Annotated in this window: 21 protein-coding genes and 1 tRNA gene; 9 read left to right on the top strand and 13 right to left on the bottom strand. The window is 45.7% G+C overall.

Going from position 1 to position 19,594, the window contains the following annotated elements:
* Positions 1-154 precede the first annotated feature (154 nt).
* Together ytpR and AC07KQ_RS08520 are read right to left on the bottom strand one after the other, a co-directional pair.
* Positions 155-796 (bottom strand): YtpR family tRNA-binding protein, encoded by a 642-nt coding sequence (gene ytpR / locus AC07KQ_RS08515; RefSeq protein ID WP_003565901.1) that lies wholly within the window; start codon positions 794-796, stop codon positions 155-157.
* Positions 797-811: 15 nt separating this feature from the next.
* Positions 812-1,129, bottom strand: a complete 318-nt coding sequence (locus tag AC07KQ_RS08520) for a thioredoxin family protein (RefSeq protein WP_003565903.1) — start codon at positions 1,127-1,129, stop codon at positions 812-814.
* A gap of 257 nt (positions 1,130-1,386) precedes the next feature.
* Here AC07KQ_RS08520 and AC07KQ_RS08525 point away from each other — a divergent pair, with 257 nt between their 5' ends.
* Complete coding sequence (locus tag AC07KQ_RS08525; protein WP_016387953.1) at positions 1,387-1,728, top strand: hypothetical protein; 342 nt, start codon at positions 1,387-1,389, stop codon at positions 1,726-1,728.
* Here the strand turns inward: AC07KQ_RS08525 and trmB are convergent.
* The 4 genes from trmB to AC07KQ_RS08545 form a co-directional block, all read right to left on the bottom strand.
* Positions 1,718-2,362 carry a tRNA (guanosine(46)-N7)-methyltransferase TrmB gene (trmB, locus tag AC07KQ_RS08530; RefSeq protein ID WP_003602613.1) on the bottom strand — a complete coding sequence of 215 codons (645 nt, stop codon included), beginning with the start codon at positions 2,360-2,362 and terminating at the stop codon, positions 1,718-1,720. The two genes, AC07KQ_RS08525 and trmB, sit on opposite strands and share 11 nt — an antisense overlap.
* A gap of 128 nt (positions 2,363-2,490) precedes the next feature.
* The gene (locus tag AC07KQ_RS08535) at positions 2,491-3,264 is read right to left on the bottom strand and encodes a phosphotransferase family protein (RefSeq protein WP_003575439.1); all 774 of its coding nucleotides are present in this window, start codon (positions 3,262-3,264) and stop codon (positions 2,491-2,493) included.
* Positions 3,265-3,529: 265 nt separating this feature from the next.
* Positions 3,530-4,744: an ABC transporter permease gene (locus AC07KQ_RS08540; RefSeq protein WP_016387954.1), complete on the bottom strand. Its 1,215-nt coding sequence runs from the start codon at positions 4,742-4,744 to the stop codon at positions 3,530-3,532.
* Positions 4,744-5,472 (bottom strand): ABC transporter ATP-binding protein, encoded by a 729-nt coding sequence (locus AC07KQ_RS08545; RefSeq protein WP_003565914.1) that lies wholly within the window; start codon positions 5,470-5,472, stop codon positions 4,744-4,746. The genes AC07KQ_RS08540 and AC07KQ_RS08545 overlap by 1 nt, the downstream gene beginning before the upstream one ends.
* A 96-nt stretch (positions 5,473-5,568) precedes the next feature.
* Here AC07KQ_RS08545 and AC07KQ_RS08550 point away from each other — a divergent pair, with 96 nt between their 5' ends.
* From AC07KQ_RS08550 to AC07KQ_RS08560, 3 genes are all read left to right on the top strand, one after another.
* Complete coding sequence (locus AC07KQ_RS08550) at positions 5,569-6,003, top strand: HIT family protein (protein ID WP_003575448.1); 435 nt, start codon at positions 5,569-5,571, stop codon at positions 6,001-6,003.
* The gene (locus AC07KQ_RS08555; RefSeq protein WP_003565918.1) at positions 6,000-6,371 is read left to right on the top strand and encodes a YtxH domain-containing protein; all 372 of its coding nucleotides are present in this window, start codon (positions 6,000-6,002) and stop codon (positions 6,369-6,371) included. Before AC07KQ_RS08550 ends, AC07KQ_RS08555 begins: the two co-directional genes overlap by 4 nt.
* 136 nt (positions 6,372-6,507) lie before the next feature.
* Positions 6,508-7,410: a peptidylprolyl isomerase gene (locus AC07KQ_RS08560; protein WP_003565921.1), complete on the top strand. Its 903-nt coding sequence runs from the start codon at positions 6,508-6,510 to the stop codon at positions 7,408-7,410.
* Between the two features lie 195 nt (positions 7,411-7,605).
* Here AC07KQ_RS08560 and AC07KQ_RS08565 read toward each other — a convergent pair whose 3' ends face one another.
* The 3 genes from AC07KQ_RS08565 to AC07KQ_RS08575 all read right to left on the bottom strand — a co-directional run bounded on the left by AC07KQ_RS08565 (position 7,606) and on the right by AC07KQ_RS08575 (position 11,328).
* On the bottom strand, positions 7,606-8,574 hold the full coding sequence (locus AC07KQ_RS08565) for a 3'-5' exoribonuclease YhaM family protein (RefSeq protein WP_019910587.1): 969 nt from the start codon (positions 8,572-8,574) through the stop codon (positions 7,606-7,608).
* Between the two features lie 345 nt (positions 8,575-8,919).
* Positions 8,920-9,264, bottom strand: coding sequence for a YlbF family regulator (locus AC07KQ_RS08570; protein ID WP_003565926.1), 345 nt, complete (start codon positions 9,262-9,264; stop codon positions 8,920-8,922).
* A 21-nt stretch (positions 9,265-9,285) separates the two neighbouring features.
* On the bottom strand, positions 9,286-11,328 hold the full coding sequence (locus AC07KQ_RS08575; RefSeq protein WP_003565928.1) for a PBP1A family penicillin-binding protein: 2,043 nt from the start codon (positions 11,326-11,328) through the stop codon (positions 9,286-9,288).
* A gap of 111 nt (positions 11,329-11,439) precedes the next feature.
* Between AC07KQ_RS08575 and AC07KQ_RS08580 the strand changes: the two genes are divergently transcribed.
* Positions 11,440-12,273, top strand: coding sequence for an RluA family pseudouridine synthase (locus AC07KQ_RS08580; RefSeq protein WP_003570539.1), 834 nt, complete (start codon positions 11,440-11,442; stop codon positions 12,271-12,273).
* Positions 12,274-12,406: 133 nt separating this feature from the next.
* On the opposite strand, the gene AC07KQ_RS08585 is transcribed toward AC07KQ_RS08580, so the two are convergent.
* The 3 genes from AC07KQ_RS08585 to AC07KQ_RS08595 all read right to left on the bottom strand — a co-directional run bounded on the left by AC07KQ_RS08585 (position 12,407) and on the right by AC07KQ_RS08595 (position 15,006).
* Entirely contained in the window at positions 12,407-12,862 is a 456-nt protein-coding gene (locus AC07KQ_RS08585) for an arginine repressor (RefSeq protein ID WP_003565933.1), read from the bottom strand.
* Positions 12,863-13,032: 170 nt separating this feature from the next.
* Positions 13,033-14,715, bottom strand: coding sequence for an arginine--tRNA ligase (gene argS, locus AC07KQ_RS08590; protein ID WP_016379566.1), 1,683 nt, complete (start codon positions 14,713-14,715; stop codon positions 13,033-13,035).
* A 220-nt stretch (positions 14,716-14,935) separates the two neighbouring features.
* Positions 14,936-15,006, bottom strand: a tRNA-Gly gene (locus AC07KQ_RS08595).
* A gap of 166 nt (positions 15,007-15,172) precedes the next feature.
* Between AC07KQ_RS08595 and AC07KQ_RS08600 the strand changes: the two genes are divergently transcribed.
* The 4 genes from AC07KQ_RS08600 to AC07KQ_RS08615 all read left to right on the top strand — a co-directional run bounded on the left by AC07KQ_RS08600 (position 15,173) and on the right by AC07KQ_RS08615 (position 18,834).
* Positions 15,173-15,559 carry a hypothetical protein gene (locus AC07KQ_RS08600; RefSeq protein ID WP_003565937.1) on the top strand — a complete coding sequence of 129 codons (387 nt, stop codon included), beginning with the start codon at positions 15,173-15,175 and terminating at the stop codon, positions 15,557-15,559.
* A gap of 13 nt (positions 15,560-15,572) precedes the next feature.
* The gene (locus AC07KQ_RS08605; RefSeq protein WP_003565939.1) at positions 15,573-15,755 is read left to right on the top strand and encodes a hypothetical protein; all 183 of its coding nucleotides are present in this window, start codon (positions 15,573-15,575) and stop codon (positions 15,753-15,755) included.
* A gap of 329 nt (positions 15,756-16,084) precedes the next feature.
* Positions 16,085-17,023, top strand: coding sequence for a dihydroorotate oxidase (locus tag AC07KQ_RS08610; RefSeq protein WP_003579616.1), 939 nt, complete (start codon positions 16,085-16,087; stop codon positions 17,021-17,023).
* Entirely contained in the window at positions 17,020-18,834 is a 1,815-nt protein-coding gene (locus AC07KQ_RS08615) for a glycerophosphoryl diester phosphodiesterase membrane domain-containing protein (RefSeq protein ID WP_016379563.1), read from the top strand. The genes AC07KQ_RS08610 and AC07KQ_RS08615 overlap by 4 nt, the downstream gene beginning before the upstream one ends.
* Positions 18,835-18,900: 66 nt before the next feature.
* On the opposite strand, the gene AC07KQ_RS08620 is transcribed toward AC07KQ_RS08615, so the two are convergent.
* Complete coding sequence (locus AC07KQ_RS08620) at positions 18,901-19,587, bottom strand: adaptor protein MecA (RefSeq protein WP_003579619.1); 687 nt, start codon at positions 19,585-19,587, stop codon at positions 18,901-18,903.
* Between the last annotated feature and the right edge of the window lie 7 nt (positions 19,588-19,594).

The following is a 19,594-nucleotide window of genomic DNA, read 5'->3' on the forward strand; positions in this document are numbered from 1 at the left end:
AAAAATATCACCAGCAATTGGAAAAAGATTCATGTTAAGACCAGTGATTTTGCAATTGGAGGCAAAAGAAAAGACGTAAGCACGAGGCTTACGTCAAATTTTTTCGTTATTCGCGATCAAAACAATTACAACCGGCTGTTCAGATGGGCACAAATTATGATGCTTGAACAGCAACAACGGCCTCGGCTTTTTTAGCATCAAATGGTGTGCCTGCAGGTAAACTATCAGGCATCACCAAGATACCGCGACGTTGTGGCGCGCCAGGAATGCCTAACTCACGGGCACTGCTGATCATGCCGTAAGAGTCAACACCGCGCAACGAGCCCGGCCAGATAATTTTGCCATCTGGCATCATGGCACCTGGCAAAGCAACAACAACCGTTTGGCCGAGTGCTGCATTCGGTGCACCGCAAACGATTTGAACCTGTTCATTACCAATATCAACTTGCGTCACATGAAGATGATCAGCATCAGGATGATCCTTAAAATCAACAATTTTGCCAATCACAAACTTAGGGGTTTCATCAACCGCTAGTTTACCCGGCAGCCCTGCCGTCTGAATAGCCTGATTAAGCTCGGCAATTTGTGTTGCGGTCAACACAAGGCGACCTTGGCCAGTTAACTGACCCAGCCACTGTGTCACGTTGAAAAAGTTGTAGCCAATCACGTTGCCTTTATCATTGAGAATCGCAACAATGTCACCACGTCGCTGAATTGTTTGTGTTGCCGTATCCTGACCTGTGATGGCAAGCAAGGTGTCGCCAAACGCTGGTTGATTATAACTGGTAATGAGCATATAAACCTCCAAAAATTAATGCAAGCCGTTAATGAAATCTTCGACTTGTTGTTTCGTCTTACGATCTTTATTCACAAAACGACCGGTTTCCTTACCATCGTTAAAGGCAATAAAGCTCGGAATGCCAAACACACCCATATCTTGAGCAACTTCTAAATTCTTATCGCGATCAACCGCGATGAATTCATAGTCTGAAAAGTCCTTCTCAATTTCAGGCATAGCTGGTTTGATAAAACGGCAATCCGAGCACCAATCTGCAGAAAAGAACAACATTTTTTTACCTGGTTGCTTGACCTCATTTAAAATTGCTGCATTAGAGCCTAATTCTTTCATAGCCAACATCCTTTCGCTTACTATTTATAAGTAACTATAACAGGAAATCGTCTTAAGATCAATGATGCTCGTGCTGTGTTACATTATACTCAAGGTGATAAAGCTTGAACAGGTCAACAAAAGCCAAGTCACACATCGTCAGATCAGTTAGAGATTAGCAGAAGACGTCAGCAATGTCTCGCCTTTATATCAGTTTTAAAAGAACGTCCGGAATAGGTTGGACAGGTCCGTCTTCATCACTAAAGGGGGTCACAAATTTGGCAATTTTCAAAAAGAAGTCGAATTGGCGTGTCTGGATAGCCGCTGCTGCGGTGACGGCCGGCATGGCCTCGATTGTTTATCGGCGCCTGTATTATCGAACCATTCCTAATCGCATTTTGTCCATCGTCAAGGCCAACTTTACAAATCGCGGAACCATCGAAAATAGCTGGATCAACATGCAGCCAACCGAATGCGGGACTGGCCGTGATCGCTATCGCGTGTATACTGGCGGGTTGACCGTGCGTGAAGGCGACCGCCTCAATCAGTTTGCCTTTGCTGTTGAACCCGATGGTACCTTAAGACAATTAAAACAACTTCACGAACCGATTAATGCTTAAAATGCGCGACAAGTTCGTAGATTCGACCGCCATCAGCGCTGAACTTCTCTTCGTATTCAGTAGGCACGTTATCCGTAACGCGTTTGTCGTGATGTAGGTTCAAGGAAACCAAATCGAACGTCATCCCAAAATGATTCATGCTGACCAAGGAATATTCAAACAACCCTTGATTATCCGTTTTAAACTGCAGCAAAGCATCTGGCTTCATAATGGCTTGATACTGTCGCAAAAAGTCACGATAAGTGAGCCGCCTTTTTTCGTGACGGGTTTTTGGCCACGGATCGGAAAAGTTTAAAAACAAGCCATCAATCTCACCTTCACTAAAATAATCGGTTAAGTCCGCACCATCGCCCAGCACAAGCTGCAAGTTTGGCAATTTTAAGGCAACCTGTTTTTTCAGAATCATTGCTACAGCGGCTTCCTGTAACTCTAAAGCAATAAAGTTTCGATCTGGATGGGTCTTGGCCATTTCGACAATAAATTGACCTTTCCCAGAGCCGACCTCAAGATACAATGGCCGTGATTGGTCAAATCGCGATTGCCAATGACCTTGCATCTTTTCTGGGCGAACCAGAATCATTTCAGGATGAGCCAAGATTAGCGGTTTCGCCCACTGTTTGTTACGTAATCGCATAAAATTTCTCCTTAACTTGAACATTGGCTAGGTCAAAGTACACCGTGACCGCTCAAAAGGCCTGGGACAAAATCACTTTTTGCCTCAGGCCTTTTTTGATGAATGACCTTGCTTGTTTGCAGCACAGCTTACCGACTCGCTTGTAAACATTCGAATTGATGCAAAACTTGCGCAACTTCTTCGAATCGTTGATGCGTGGCTGCTACCTTAATATCATGAAGCAAATGCAGATCACCGTACCAGTACAGTCGACGTTTCAAATCCTCATCAAGTCGTGCGCCGTAAGCATCCAAAAACTGGTGACTTGTGGCTGGACTGCCATAGTGGGCAAGTACATCCGCGAGATCATAAGCCGGATCGCCCAGCGCCACCTGCTCCCAGTCTACTAAATACAACCGACCGCCTGCCTGTAACCAATTCTTGTGGTTCAAATCGCCATGACAAACCGTTTGCACATCCGTGTGCGGTAACCACTGCTTTAAATCGTGCAGAGCCGTTTTGATCTTAGGCTGCGCAGCCACATCGACTGGGAAATCCTGAAGTAGTGCGATTCGTAATTGCTCAGGATCAAGGACTTGACCGCCTACTTGACGTAATAACCGTTTTAACAGACTTGAGTGGTGCACCTGTGCCAACATTTTGGCCACGACTGGCAACATCATTTGTTGCCGCGTTAACGTTTCACCGTCCAGCCACTCTTGAGCGGTTAGCACGTCTCCCGTACTCACCCGCCGCGTCCACAACAGCCGCGGGGTAATGTGTTCAACTGATAGTGCCGCAAGAAACGGCGAGGCATTGCGCTTAAGGAAATATTTTTGATTGGCATAAACCCCAAGAAACGCACTTCCGGTGGATCCACCTGCAGGCTGCAGGGACCACCCGGAATCTAATTCAAACTCCATAGGCACTACTCCTTACTTCTGGCCGCAGGAATGATTCACAACATCAAAAAGACACTCCCAGGCGCTCGTGCGTCCACGCTCAATATTACTAACTTGCGAAATTCACGTCAAGAGCAGAGCGCAAACTGGCCCGCTTAGAAACCGGAACATAAGCGGCCACAAGTGCGATGGCCGCCACTTTGGCCATTGTGCTTGAGGTCCTTATGTGTAGGTTTCTGCGCCTGTGAACACGTTTAGGCAGAGTGCGAACAGGCGCGTCTGTCATTCAACGCATCGCATCATGTACCTTCAACCGAACACGTGCATACCATCGCGTGAAGCCCCAAACAAATGCAGTCCCGCCAACAAATATCGTCAACCCGGCGAGCCACTGCAGTCGGATCAACGCAACCAGTGTGAAAACAACCACTTCAAGCAGCAACAACGTCATCAAAAGCCGTTCAAAGGCCGCCAGTTTTTGATTTGGTGCTACTGGATACAAGTGCGTGAAGACAATTTCATCATATTGGAAGAAGAATGGCAACAGCTGAAAGCCAACCATATACAAGAATAGAATCGCAAAACCAAGCAACAGCCACCACTGAGACAAAACCGCCACGATAATCGCGCCGATCACCAGTAGCCGCAAGTACAACCCAAGATACTCACCGCCACGCAAAAAGCCGCGCAGATACAAGTATGCCCACGTCTCTGTCTTGCTTGGCTTAACCACCTTCAAAAGTGGATCGAGGTACCGGCGACGATGGACGCTATTTGCCAAACCTGGCACATCCGTGAATAGATTATAAAATCGATACAGTCGACCCATGCGATCTGCTTCGAGGTCAATTAAAGCTTCGAAATTCAATAACCCCTCTGCCAACAAGGAACTTCGCAGCCATCTGAAGACCAAATTCAGCGTCAGCGCCACTAACAAGGCCACAGCCGGATGCAAGTAAAAACCTAAAAAAAGAGCTGCGAATGTGATGACAAGCAGTACAAGTCGTGGATGTCGCCAATTGATCGGCAGATGATAGCGCTGAAGCAATTGCAGCCACAAGTCGAGATCTTTGAATAACCACACAGCTAGTAGCAGCGTCACCGTCGCACTGATTGGATCTTGACCCAATTGTGCAAATAATGGCCACATCGCCAAAGCCGCAAAACCTAATAAAGTTGCCGGTAAAATCATGCTGTATCGCCGTGCCTTCAACAAATAGTCACTGAAGGCCTCTGCTTTTGGCAGTAAGAAGACTTGATCGGGCGCCTGCGCCAACGTGGCTAACTGGCCAAGCGCGATTAAAGCCGTAAAAATGACAGCCAGACACAAAGCTAACCACCAAGATGGCTGCAATGTTTTCACTAACAGACTGTAGGCATATAAGGCACCGCCAAAAAGTATTAGCAAGACCAGTACAAAATGGTCATTGAACACCAATCGCAAATATTTTTGCTGTTCTTGAACATGTTGTCGAAGTCGAGTTCGCCATAACGCGACCATTACTGTTCCTCCGTCATTTTCATATAGATGTCATCCAAGCTGCCATCCTGAAGATCAAATTGCTGCTTCAAAGAAGGTAAATCACCAGTTGCTCTGACTTTACCTGCTTTGATCAAAACGAATTCGTCAGCATATTGTTGAGCGGTTGCCAAAATATGGGTTGACATCAAAATAGACGCTCCTTGCTCCTTTTTTGCTGTCACCAAGTCCAACAGATCATGGACGGCCAGTGGATCAAGTCCAGTAAAAGGTTCGTCGATGATAAAAAGCTGTGCATGCGTCATAAACGCCGCCACAATCATGACCTTTTGCTGCATCCCTTTTGAGAATTTTGCTGGAAACCAGTCCAACTTATTGTCGAGTCGGAACATTTTCAGCATATTATCGGCATCTTGCCATGCAACCGTCGCATCAAGATCGTAAGCCATGATGGTCATTTCAAGATGTTCCCGCAACGTCAATTCCGGATAAAGCACCGGTGTCTCAGGCACATACGCGAGGTCAGCTCGAAAACCAGTGGGATCATCGTGCAATGTTTTGCCATCAAGTGAAATCGTCCCGCTTTGTGGGGTCAACAATCCTATAATATGTTTGATGGTCGTTGACTTGCCCGCACCATTCAAACCAATTAACCCGACAATTTTGCCTGCCGGTACGGTAAAGTTGATATCTTTCAAGACCGTTAAATTGCCGTAACCACCGGTCAATCCTTCAATTGTTAAAGTCATCTTACCAGTCCCAATCTGTATAATTTCAGTTAGTGATATGATAGCATGAAATCAAGGTTTCTATTAAAAAAGCGCAAGCAGAAATGAGGCAGCAACATGAATGATTGCATTTTTTGCAAAATTGTCCGTAACGAAATCCCCAATGTTACCGTATATGAAGATGACGTTGTCAAAGCCTTTCTGGATATCACGCAGGTTACACCGGGACATACTTTATTAGTCCCCAAAGTTCACATTCCAGATATTTTCGCTTATGACACTGAACTTGCCGCAGCTGTTTTTGAACGTCTGCCAAAAATTGCCCGCGCCATCAAGGCCAGTGACCCGGCAATTAAAGGTATGAATATTTTGAATAACAACGGCAAGGTCGCCTATCAAAGCGTTTTTCACTCACATATCCATTTGATTCCTCGCTATAGCGATCAAGATGATTTTGGCATGCACTTTGGCGATCACAGTGCACAGTATGACACAGAGAAACTTGAAGCGGTCGCTGACAAAATTCGTACCCAGCTGGAGGCCCAAGCATGAAATTTAAACACGGCTTTTTACTCGGAGCACTGACCGGAACAGTTTATGCGCTGTTGACTGCAAAAAAAACCGGTCCACAACTTCAACAAGAGATCGCGGCCTACTTTGAAGGTTTATCAGACGGGGTTGGTCAGGTGCGTGAGAGTGTTGCTCAGTTCAGTCAATCCCTCACCCATTTATCTGACGAACTCAACAATACTTTGAAACCTGCCATGAAAGATATCACAGATCGGGTCGAGACTTTTGAATTTGAAACGGCCCCGCGCGTTGATGCGATCCAAAAGCATGTTGAAAATATCAATGATGCTGTCAGCAATCTTGATGCTATGCCGACTGCCGATCAGCGTGAACCTTTACCAAAACATTGAAAATTGCTGGCGATGCCCATCAATTAAGTCGTGACGGTTTCGTGAAACTTATGTGAAGATCCGCGTGCGGCAGTAAGTTATGGTATAGTAGACGGCAGTGTTAACCGAAACTTTTAAGATTAGGATGTGTGATTGCATGAAAAAATGGATTCTCGGCGTTGTTGGTTTGTTTGTAGCAGTGACGTTAGCTGGTTGTTCAAGCAGCACGGTTGCAAACATGAAAGGTGCCAAGGTCACCAAAGACGAGTACTATGACGCCATGAAGAAGACCACCACTGGCCAAGCAACATTGCGTAACATGATTGTTTTGAAGGCATTGGAACAACAATACCCGAATAAGGTGTCTGATAAGAAGGTCAACAGTCAGTTCAATACACTGAAGAAACAATATGGTTCTTCATTCGATACAACCCTTGAACAAAATGGGTATACCGAATCAAGTTTTAAGGATCAAATTCGGACAACCTTGTACTCAGAAGTTGCCTTGAAGGCCCTCAAAAAGCCAACAGAAAAACAAATTGCTGCTCAGTGGAAGAAGTATCAACCGAAGATCACCGTGCAACATATCTTGGTCAAGACCGAAGATGAAGCTAAACAAATCATTTCCGACTACCAAAAAGACCCAACCGAAAAGAACTTTGAGGCCCTTGCCAAGAAGAACTCAATCGATACTGGAACAAAAGATAAGGGCGGTAAGTTGACGGCGTTTGACAACACCGATACTAGCTTGGATTCAACCTTCAAGAAAGCAGCCTTTAAGTTAACCAAGGCCGGCGATATCACCACAACACCGGTTAAGACGCAGTATGGCTATCATGTTATCCGCGTTATCTCCGTTGGTAAAAAAGGCACGATGAAGGAACACAAGAAAGATTTGGAAAACCAGCTCTATACAACATGGCAGAGCGACCAAACGGTGATGAACGGTATCATCACCAAAGTGCTTAAGAAGGAAAATGTTTCCATTAAGGATAACGACTTGAAGGATGTTCTTTCAAGCTATCTGAGCACCAGCTCAAGTACCAGTACTTCAAACTAAAAATTAAATCAGTGTTAGCACTTGAAAGCCTCGCAATTAATTTTGCGAGGCTTTTATTTGTGTTGCAAACATGACGCAATGAATGGCAAGTGATTGTTTGTAGGACTCAAAAAAAGGCTGATAAAGATAGGCGCTATCCCATCTTTATCAGCCTTTTGACAACCACATGACTACAACTAAACTGACTGAATTCGCCTAGTGCGGATCCGGAAAAGTTTGACCATTTTTAGGTCGATAGAAGCGACGATTGTCCATACCGAAAAGTCGTTCTGTGAAGGTACCAGGATCAACATGTTGGTAGGCGGTTGTCATCATATTGATTGATGCGTCCAATTCGTCTAAATCATGCAACACTTGCGCTTCAAGCAGCTCTGGCCGCACCGGCGAGCCGTATTCAAGCAATCCGTGATGTGCAAGCACGACATGACGTAGTAAGAGCATATCTTCAGCGTTGATATCAATTTTAAGTTGTTGTGCTGCTAAGACAATCTGCTCGTCAATGAGAACGATGTGACCAATCAAGTTGCCTTCAACCGTGTAATCAGTTGAGATTGGCCCGCTTAACTCAATGGTCTTACCGAGATCATGTAAAATTGCGCCTGCATATAGCAAACTTTTGTTCAAGCTCGAATACTGTTGAACGACACTTTTAGCAAGTCGCAAGATGCTTAGCGTATGAAAAGCGAGACCACCAGCAAAAGCATGGTGATTTGACTTGGCCGCCGGATAACTGAAAAATGCCTTCTTGTGATCATTGATCAGTTTACGGACAATTCGATTCCAGTTAGCATTGGTGATTTCGAAGATGTAACTGTTCAGTTCCTCTTCCATATCACTGGGTGCTTCTGGCGCCCGCTCAACAAAGGATTTAGGATCATTGCCTTCCTCTTGGGTTGCCAACCGCAATGAAAAAATCTTAATTTGCGGATTGCCTTGATATAATTCACGCTTACCCGACAATTGGACGACTTCGCCAGCCTTAAACTGAGCAATGTCATTGTCGCTAGCATCCCAGAACTTACCTGAAATATGTCCTGAATTGTCTTGAAAAATCATCGCAATAAATTTTTTGCCATTCTTTGCGACACGCACTTCAGCTGATTTAATCAGCACAGGAAGCCGAACATCTTCTTCATTATGATAATCGAAAAGCCGTTTTACCAAGGTCGTCACCTTTTCCTTGAATTTTCACACTACTTAAATCATACAGATATCAATGATAAAGTACAAGGAAGGTTGGTGCTTGAGTGTATGAGAAACCATGCTTCATTGTCATACAAATGTTAAGCACATCCAAGGACGAGTCAGCGCTCGAGTAAGAGCTGGCACCTAACCCTTTTTAAAAATAATGGTTGGATACTGCAAAAGAAAATGCACCACCTATGAATTGCCTTTTGCCAGCAAGTTTAGTTCAAACATTGTCGCGACACGCTCAGCCTTCTCTATGCGCATGAATTTCCAAAGAAAAAGGATCTCCGCAATCAACGGAAATCCTTCAATCACCAGTCATTACTTGCCTTGATAGACATCAATAATTGGTTGGGAAATAATTTTGTTCAATTCGTCCATCATCTGAGATAGGCCTTGTTCTTTTGCCATCAAATTTTGGATCGGCTGGATGTCGCGCATCTTGTCGCCAAGTTCTTGCAATGACTTCACTTCATCATCCGTGAAATCTTGTCCCTGCATTGACTTTTGCTGCATCTCATATTGCTTTTGTTGGAATTGTTGGAACAAACCGTAAGCAACGGTGTCCAGCTTCAAGAGATCAAACGCCTTCTTGAGATCCTGAAATTCCTGTGTTGTCTTGATATCTGCCGCCATCTGATTAGCGGTGTCGTAAACATTTGCCATACTTTACCTCACTTTTTGAGCCTATTTAAACCAGCCCTTGATATTATCATACCATTGTCCCACAGTTTGCTTGGCACTGTCTATGCCTTTCTCGATACTATCCTGAATTCCTTGCCATGTTTTGTCGCCACTGGATGGTGTTTGGATGCTAGCCATTTGTGCGGCATCTTTCGTGTCAAACGCGGTTTGTGGCGTATTCGGCATTAGGTTCGTCATTTCGAGTTTAAATAACGGTGCTACCCCAGACGTGCTGGTGCCTTGAAGGAAATGCTGACTGTCGGTTGTCGGGTAACCAATCCAGGTCGCATTTACAATGTCTGGCGTATAACCAATGACCCACTGATCCTTAGTGCCGTAGCCCCAACTACTTGGGACCTCAGTACTGCCAGTTTTCCCGGCGATTGTGTAGCCAGCTGGTTTAGCAGTTTGACCGGTCCCTTCGTTAAACGTTCCGATCATCATGCTCGTCATTTCCTGAGCCACTTTTTTTGATATGATTTGACGCATCGTTGGATGTGAGTTGTCGACCACCGTTTGACCTGACGCATCGACAATTTTGCGAATGAAGTGAGTCGTTGGCAATTTACCGCCATTCGCAAACACCGCATAGGCCCGTGCCATCATCAGCGGTGAAACCCCATTTTTAAGGCCACCAAGTGCAGCAGCAAGATTCTGATCGCTTTCTTTTAGTTGGATGCCAAACCGATCTAAGCTAGTGACCCCTTTTTGTACACCAATCTTATTAAGCAGCCAAACAGCCGGCGCATTGATCGAATCGGCCAACGCTTTATACATCGGGACAGTACCTAAATAGGTGCCGGTTGCATTGGTCGGCGTATAATTATTTTTACCGTAACTAAGTTTCTCGTCCTTCAAGACAGAATCATAATGATAACCATTTTCAAGTGCTGGTGTATAAACCATCAACGGCTTGATCGTGGAACCCGGCGAATTGCGAAGTTGTGTTGCGTAGTTAAACCCTAAGAAGGTATGCTCACCGCGATTACCAACGACCGCCCTGACACCGCCTGTTTTCGGATCAAGCACGATGGAAGCCCCTTGAACCTGCTTACCATCTGCGGCATTTGCCGGAAACGCCCAGTCTTGAGCAAAGCTGTTTTGAAGGTTGCGTTGATAAGTTTGATCCAAATTGGTATAAATTTTATAACCTTTGTTCAAAATATCATCGACACTAATACCTTCACTGCGCGCCTCTTCAATGACGGAGTCAAAATAAGACGGATATTTTTGACTGTTGGCCGTTGAAAAAGTATCGACAACCTGCACTGACTGCGCTTTTGCCGCATTGGCCTGCGCCTGCGTGAGCTTCTTATTGTCCACCATCAATTGCAAAACGACATTGCGGCGCGACAAAGCATTGTCCATGTGATCAGCGGGGTTATAGTAGCTAGGATTCCGTAACATCCCCGCCAGAATTGCCCCTTCACTCGCATCAAGCTGGCTGGCATCTTTGCCAAAATACCGCTTAGCAGCATCTTGAACCCCCCAGACCCCATTGCCAAAATAAGCATTATTGAGGTACATCGCAAGAATGTCTTGTTTGGAGTAAACTTTATTCAACTGGATGGCCATAAATAGTTCTTGGGCCTTGCGCATCACCGTCTGCTTTTGCGTCAGCAAGGTATTCTTCGCCAATTGTTGGGTAATCGTACTACCACCACCCATGATTTGGCCATGGTGGATGACATAATTCAAAGCAGAGCGAAGAATCCCTTTGATTGAAAAACCGCCATTGGTATAAAACGTACGGTCTTCCGTCGAGATAACGGCATTTTGTACTTGCGGACTAATCGCCTTTAACTCGACGTAGGTCCCTTTTTGGCCGTACAGTGTGCCGGCTTCTTCGTTGTTAGCGTCATAAATGACGGTTTTTGTTTGTAAGGTACTCTTGATGTTTTCAACATCGGCGGTTTTGGCTTTATAAGTAAACCAAGCAGAGAACCCGAGCATGACTGTCAGACCAATTAAAATCAGCCAACGAATCACCTGAAACCGGCGGAAAAACCACCGTGTTCCCTGCCAAATTCGTGATAAGAACTGCATTTCCGTCCTCCTAATGTGAATCTTGTTTATTGTAGCATAGGCGACAACCGCCAAAATTTCATCGACATCTTTTTAAGCAAACTTTATGGTCAAATGAATTGAGGAAATCACTTGTTGTTTCAAACTTCTGCACGTGCCACGCTGCCCGCCAGCCTTCGCGATCAACTTCAAGCATGGTTGATACCACGTAAACGGCAACACCAATTGCGCGTTGCCAAAACAATTTTAGTTAATGGTCATTATCGTAATTTTAATGAAAAAGTACAGCCTAGTGATGTTATCACGATGACTTATGATGAACCCACGCCACTTGCCTACGTTCCGGAAACGCCGGCCCTCACAATTCATTATGAAGATGATGATCTACTCATTGTCGATAAGCCGGCTGGTATGAAAACTCACCCAAACTTACCAGGCGAAACCGGTACCTTAATGAACCAGGCAGCCGCTTATCTGGCCCCTTTCCCGGCGTTAATTACCCATCGGCTAGATATGGCGACCAGTGGTTTATTGGTCATCGCGAAGAACCCTTTAACGCAAGCCATCATTAACCGACAGTTGGCTCTTAAAACCATGCATCGGGATTATATAGCGTTAGTACCGCAGGGAATTGCGGCCAGTGGCACCATAACGGCTCCGATTGGGCATGATCCTGATGATCAGCGTAAACGCATGATTAGACCGGACGGGGCATCGGCCATTACTCATTTTCGCCGGATCGCAGAAACGTCAACAACTGCGACGGTTGCGCTCAGACTCGAAACCGGCCGCACCCATCAAATTCGGGTACATTTAGCTAGCATTGGCTATCCAATCCTAGGTGATCCGCTTTATGCCCCTGATCAGACAACCTATCAGCGCATGTATCTGCACGCCTTTCAGGTTCGCTTCACAAAGCCGCTATCAGACACAACGTTGACGGTGACCAGTCCCCTGCCTTTTTGAACAATTTTGAGCCAAAGTAATGGCACATACCATGGCAAGCAGCGGGCCACTAATTTTGTGACAACGAAAAGAGCTGGGTTTGACAAGGTTGACCTTGTTGCCCAGCTCTTTTGCTTGTGATGTTGCCAGATGCTTACGAATTGAAGGCTTGCCGATAAGCCGCTTCAAACCATTTTGCCTGCTTCTCATCCGGGCTAATCACGACAATCGTGTCATGACCAGCGATAGTGCCGACAACTTGCTCAAAACCGATGTCATCAATAATCGCTGCCAATAAATTACCGTTGCTCGGTAACGTTTTGATCACGTTCATGAAATGTACCCGGGTAATCGACAGCCCGACTTCACGAATTGAGCGGCCTAACCGTTCTAACTGGGACTCTGAAGAGCCGCGAAAAATGGTATAACGTAACGTCCCGGTTGCGTCTTGCGATTTGACGATCTTCATCTCGCGAATGTCGCGCGAAATCGTGGCTTGCGTCGCATCAATACCAGCCGCTTTTAATGCTGCCAATAACTCTTCCTGCGTGGCGATTGGCTTTTGATTAATGATTCGTGTTAAGGCCGCTTGGCGTTCACTTTTATTCATCACATGACCTCCACCATTATTGTTGCGCGGGAGTCAGTCCAAGAGACATCGGCGTGTAAGCGGCCTTAGACGTGATGGCCGTACTTTGACCATTGTGACCAAAGTCCTTATGCGTAGGTGTCTGGACTGACGAGCGCGTTATCGTCACTGCCGGTTGCTGACGCGCAAGGTTACATTTCTTCTGGCGCACCGACACCCAACAGTTGCAGCGCATTTGTTAGCACTTGTGTCGTCGCCTTAACCATCGCCAATCGAGCTGGCAGCTCACTGTCCTCAACCAGCACTTTGACATTGGCATAATACTTATTGAAAGCTTTTGCCAAGCGTAGTGCATACTTAGCAATCACAGAAGGTTCATATTCCTTGGCTGCACGCAAGACTATGCTTGGGTAATCGCCAAGGGCGCGCAAAACGTCCCAAGCCGCTGGATCACTTAAAGCCACTTCAGGCGCCGGGTCAATCGCAGCCTTCCGCAAAATGCTATTAGCCCGCGCGTTCGTGTACTGTACATATGGACCGGTTTCACCTTCAAAACGCACGACTTCTTCTAAGTTGAAGTCGAAGTTGTCTAAGCGTTCGTTCTTCAAGTCATGGAAAATGACGGCGCCGACACCGACTTCATGCGCAACTTTATCCGCATTTGGTAAATCGGGATGCTTTTCAGCAATTTGTTGTTTCGCCAGACCGACAGCATCGCGCAAAACATTTTCCAGTAAGATAATGTTGCCTTTACGCGTTGACAACTTCTTGCCATTCGCCGTAATCAGCCCAAATGGAATGTGGTGAATATCATTCGCCCAGTCGTAACCCATTTCTAACAAGACGGCTTTTAACTGCTGGAAGTGTTCGCGTTGTTCATTACCAACAACGTACAGGCTTTGAACAAAATGATAATGTTCTTTCCGGAAAATCGCAGCAGCGAGATCACGCGTCATATACAGCGTTGCGCCATCTGACTTCTTGATCAGCGCTGGATTCAAGTTATACGCACTCAAATCCACAATTTCGGCACCTTGACTAGTTTTCAGCAAATGCTTGTCTTCAAGCCGCTTCACCACATCAGCCATTTTGTCATTATAAAAGGCTTCGCCATTGTAAGAATCAAAGTCAACACCGAGAATTTTGTAAATTCGATTGAACTCAGCCAGTGAAACTGTACGGAACCAGCGCCAAAGCGCAATGGCTTCTTCATCGCCATCTTCCAGCCGCTTAAACCAAGCACGGGCCTCATCGTCCAACTCGGGATTTGCCTCGGCCTTCTCATGAAATTCCACATAGTAATGCAATAGATTTTTGATCGGATCGGCTTTGACAGCGTCCTCGGATCCCCACTTCTTGTACGCCACAATCAGTTTACCAAATTGTGTGCCCCAGTCGCCAAGGTGATTAATTTTAATCGGTGTATACCCGATTTTGCTGAGAATGTTGGCTAAGGCATTGCCAATCACGGTTGAGCGTAAGTGCCCCATGGACATTGGTTTAGCAATGTTCGGGCTGCTCATGTCGATCGGTACATTCCCGCTGCCGATATTAGCATCACCATAATGCTCGCCAGCTTGCGCGATCACTTTCAACACATCGTGGGCAAAACTGATTTTATCCAGATAAAAGTTAACATAGCCACCAACAGCCTTCACTTGTTCAAACGGGGTCACATCAATTTGACCGACCAAATCGCTCGCAATCATCTTTGGTGCGCGATGCATGATCTTCGCCAAGGAAAAGGTTGGAAAAGCATAATCTCCTAAGTCTGATGACTTGGGTGTTTCAATCAAGGACTTGATCGCAGCCGCGTCTAATTGACCGGCAAGTGCTGGTTCAAGTGCCTTAACAACAAGTTCTTTAAAATCCATAACTTCCTCCTAAAATGATGATGCCACGAAAAAAGGACCCATCTCTCCTGTTCGAAGAGACGAGCCCTAGCCCGCGGTACCACTCTGCTTGACAATATGTCCACTCAAAGCACTGATTCTCAAAAGCGCGCCATCAGGTCCGACGTGATCGTTTGCACTATCCGATCTCACTAAGAACCGCCAACTGACCTTATTTCCTCTTTCTCACAGAACCTTATACAGCGGTCGACGAGAATCGAACTCGCGACACCAGCTTGGGAAGCTGGAGTTTTACCACTAAACTACGACCGCAAATCAACGGATATAAGTATATCACGAGGGCTACATTTTGCAAAGGTCATCAAAGGCGACTTTTTCTATGAATTTGATGAGAAAAAATCTTAAAAATGAGTACCGGCAATTTTCTTGTTAATGTTTCTCACCGTGCTATAATATTAGTAAAGAAGGAGTGGTCGAGATGGCAAAAACGGGACGTCACTATTATTTCGTGGCGCGCAACGAGAAAACCAAAACAGGTTATCACATTAGTTTTCCAAATATTCCTAACGCTGAGGCAGTCGGGACAACATACGAAGAGACCGTTTATTATTCATATCGGGTCTTGGCTGACTTCCTGAGCCATCTGCCAAAACAAGAAGCGGAAATTCGTGCGTACACGCTTTCCGATATTCCGGATACGGTTTCCAGCAATGTTTTCTATTCATTGGTGAGCGTCACGCCTGACTTTGATCCGCACAAAATGGAAACACATTTTACCTTGCCACAAACACCGCCTGCCGATATTCGACAAAAAGCAGCTAAACTAGCTGGATTAGTGACGCCAAATGATAACTTGGCTTTGTAACTAGGTATTCAACATGCAAACTTTTCGAATGTTGTTGTTAGTTATTTTTCTTGTTGGCGTTGGGTTAGCTTTGATCGGCCTAGTAAGTTGGTTGATTGCTCTATTGCGACACCGCGAAACAAAACCGATGCGGCGACTGACTTGGCTGAGCGGCGGAGTGGCGCTTGCGGCGCTGATTGTCAACGCGTTTACGTAAACAACTTTGATTTAAGCGATAATTCTTAAGTCATCATTTCAAGAAGAGCACTGCCAGTGATGGGAGTGTTTTTTGTTTGGGATTGCACGGAATGGTCGTGCAATCGAATCGAGAATGACAATTGAACGCTGTTGCTTCAAAAACGCGTTCGCTGACGCAGAAACTGGTGTGTAAGGACCTTGGAAGCAATGACCAAAGCCCGGTCATCACGTCCAAGGCCGCTTACACGCCGGTTTCTAAACGCGTCAGCTCACGCTCTGAGGCGTTGACTGGTTTCTATTGTGTTTCTATGCTTAAATAGGAACAGCAAATAATGAAGGAGTGGGCTTATGACTGACCTGCAAACAAGTATTGGCGACTTTCAATTTGATAATGTGTTCATGAACGCAAGCGGTGTACGCTGCTACACCGAGGAAGACTTAGATGCGTTGGCACAAAGTGATGCTGGAACCTTTGTCACTAAAAGTGCTACCCAAGCAAAACGCCTCGGCAATCCCAGCCCGCGCTATGCTCGACTAGAACTCGGCTCTATCAATTCGATGGGCTTACCTAATGAGGGCCTCGATTACTATCTCAACTACGCCTTGAAGTTTCAGGAAAAGCATCCAGGTCAATGGATTTTTCTGTCAGTTGCCGGCTTGACAATGGAAGAAAATCTCGCCATGGCTCACACTATCGAAGACTCCGATTTTAATGGCTTGGTCGAGTTTAACCTGAGCTGCCCAAATGTTCCGGGTAAACCCCAAACCGGTTACGATTTTGACCGAACCAAGGAAGTGCTTACCAACCTCTTCACGTTCTTTACCAAACCAGCAGGCGTTAAATTGCCACCTTATTTTGACCTCGCGCAATTCGACCAAATGGCTGCCATCTTAAATCAGTTCCCGTTGCAATTTGTGAATTCTATTAACAGTCTCGGCAACGGCCTCATGATCGATCCCGAAACTGACACAGCGTTAATTAAGCCAAAAGGCGGCTTTGGCGGTATTGGCGGCGCCTATGCGAAACCAATCGCACTAGCCAATGTCCGTGCCTTTTCACAACGGCTGGACCCGAAGATTCAGCTTATCGGCACTGGTGGTGTGACCAATGGCCGTGATGCCTATGATCTCATCCTCGCCGGTGCGAGTTTGGTTCAAGTTGGCACCTTGCTTCAAGAAGAAGGACCGGCCGTATTCACCCGCCTGAGCCGTGAACTTCAGGCTGTCATGCAGACCAAGGGATATACCAACCTTAGCGACTTTAAAGGACAATTGAAAACCCAATGACGAACGAAAAAATGAAGGTTTGGGCATACTTTAAACACAACGCTGGCGACTTTAGCCGACATTGGGGCGCGTATATCATGCTCATCAGCGTCACCAATCTATTTATTGGGTTAGCTGTGATCCCGTTTTTTAATTTTGCTGCTCAGCAAACGTTGCGAATTGGTCACGTGCCTTACATTACCTTGACGAACCTCGGGCAAATCCTGACTCATGATCCCGGGGTCGCTGCAGTTCTCACCTTGTTGGGGCTGCTACTACTGTTATTCGTGTACTGGCAGTTCACCTTCTTGATTCTGGGCATTCAAAACATTCATCGGCAAACTCGCTTAAGCTTCTTTCAATTAGCAATCGCGACTTTGAAAAAAACCCGCCGCCTAACACCGACAACCATCGCTGTCTTAATCGCTTACTTTGTTTTAATCTTTCCATTTTCAAGCGTTGTTTTCAAAACAAGCTTGCTGGCCAAATTAACCATTCCCGATTTCATCGTCGATTTTATTTTTGCCCGATGGTATCTCGGCCTACTGGTCATAGCGCTTTACATGATGGGTACCTGGCTCGCCGTCCGCTTGTTGCCATTATTACCTGCTTTAATTTTGAGCGAAACCCCTCCTCGAAAAGCGGTTGCCAAAACTTGGCGGATGACGCGCGGCCAAACTTGGCGCACATTGTTAGCAGTCTTGTTAATCTTCATACCGGTAGCTGTTCTGACCACTTTGCTGACCATTGGCCTATATTTACTTCAGTCATACTTGGACAGTCACTGGGAACATTGGGCCTTACTTGGAGCCACCATCAACCTTGGTGTGTTGCAAGTGGTTATGTTGCTATTAACAGTGTTCTTTACCGTTATGCTTTATCAATTGGGAACCTCGCAGGCAGAGACATTTCAGCTCATTCCCAACCAAGACTTGATTGCCCGAGTCCCAAAACGTCGGCGCAATCTTCTTTTCCGAATTGGCGCCGTTGGCTTAATTGCGTTAGTCATCGGTGGCAGCAGTCTTTTCTACTACGCTTATCTGACTGGTGCACTGGCAAGTCAGCCGTTAACTATCTCACACCGCGGGGTTGATGATGGTAACGGAGTCCAAAATACAATCCCAGCGTTACAAGCCACCGCTAAAGAAAAACCGGATTATGTTGAGATGGATTTGCACGAAACCAAAGACCATCAATTTGTCGTCATGCATGACGAGAACCTGAAAGATCTAACCGGTATCGATGCCAAACCACATCAGCTGACTTTATCAGAGATGACCAAACTGACAGCTCGCGAGAATGGGCACACCGCCAAAGTCGCTAGTTTTGACCAGTATTTGGCGGCTGCGGAACGACTGCATCAAAAGTTATTGATCGAAATTAAGACCACACCTGAAGACAGCCCGCAAATGATGAATCATTTTATTCAACTATACGGGCAACGACTTCTAGCCGATCATGATCAGTTGCATTCGCTCGATTATCAAGTTGTCACAACCATGCGCAAACAAGTGCCAAAGTTGAAAACTTTTTTCATTTTGCCGTATACGCTCGTCTTTCCTGAAACACCAGCTAGTGGTTACACACTTGAAACAACCACGTTAGCCATGCGGGTGATTGACGAAGCGCATAATCGTGATCAAAAAGTCTATGCTTGGACTGTCAATGACAGCGATGATATGGAAAAAGTAGCTTTCATGGATGCGGATGGGATTATCACAGATCAATTGGGTGAATTAAAAACAACACTATATCAAATGAACCACCATCCAAGTTATGCTGATCAGATTTTGCAATATCTGACGAGCTTTTCTGATGATGCTGAAAACTAGCTATCTACAAATAAGGGCATCAAAAAAGGCCATCAACTTTTATTCGTTGATGGTCTTTTTAGTCATTTACTTGAAGTAATACCTAGCTGTTTCTAATGCGCTGGTTTCCATCAAGCGTTTGCCATACTCAGACAGCACCGCTGATGACAACGGTGACCGATCGCCAAATTCCATCGCGACGGCCATTTGATCGTGCGCCTCGTCAGACGAAATCTCATTTGGATAAAAGGTCAGTACCAGATAATAAGCGTTCTTATAACGATAAAGATCACTCTTTCCGCCTTCGAGCCGCAATGTATCTGCTAAACTGATAAAATCTTCAAAGTCCTTTAATTTCAAAACAAGCTCAGTCTGTGGTGCTTTGTCGGCATCAATATAGCCGCCTTCATCAACTGCCTGATGATCTTGTTGATCACTGGCATCAAGTCCTTGCAGTTGCTGACGAATATAATCAGGCACCTGGGTATCCGTACCTTCGTCATCAGTCTGATCGGCTGCGCTATCATCGTTTTTTTGACCACTTTTACTGATCAGCAATTCGAGTCCGGACTGACTCGGCATGACCTGAAACGTCACGGCCTCATTTGTAGCAAACGTATGATCTTTATCGACCTCATCGAGGATACTATAGAAGAAGCTCTCAATCTGTTTATGATTGCCTAACAGATCCAAAACCGTGATCCCACGCTGCGCTAGATCATCGTTGCCTAACATGACCCGGATCGTATTTGCGTTAATCCGTTCCATTTCCATGATTGCT

The sequence above is a fragment of the Lacticaseibacillus sp. YLM2-1 genome (assembly GCF_056583465.1).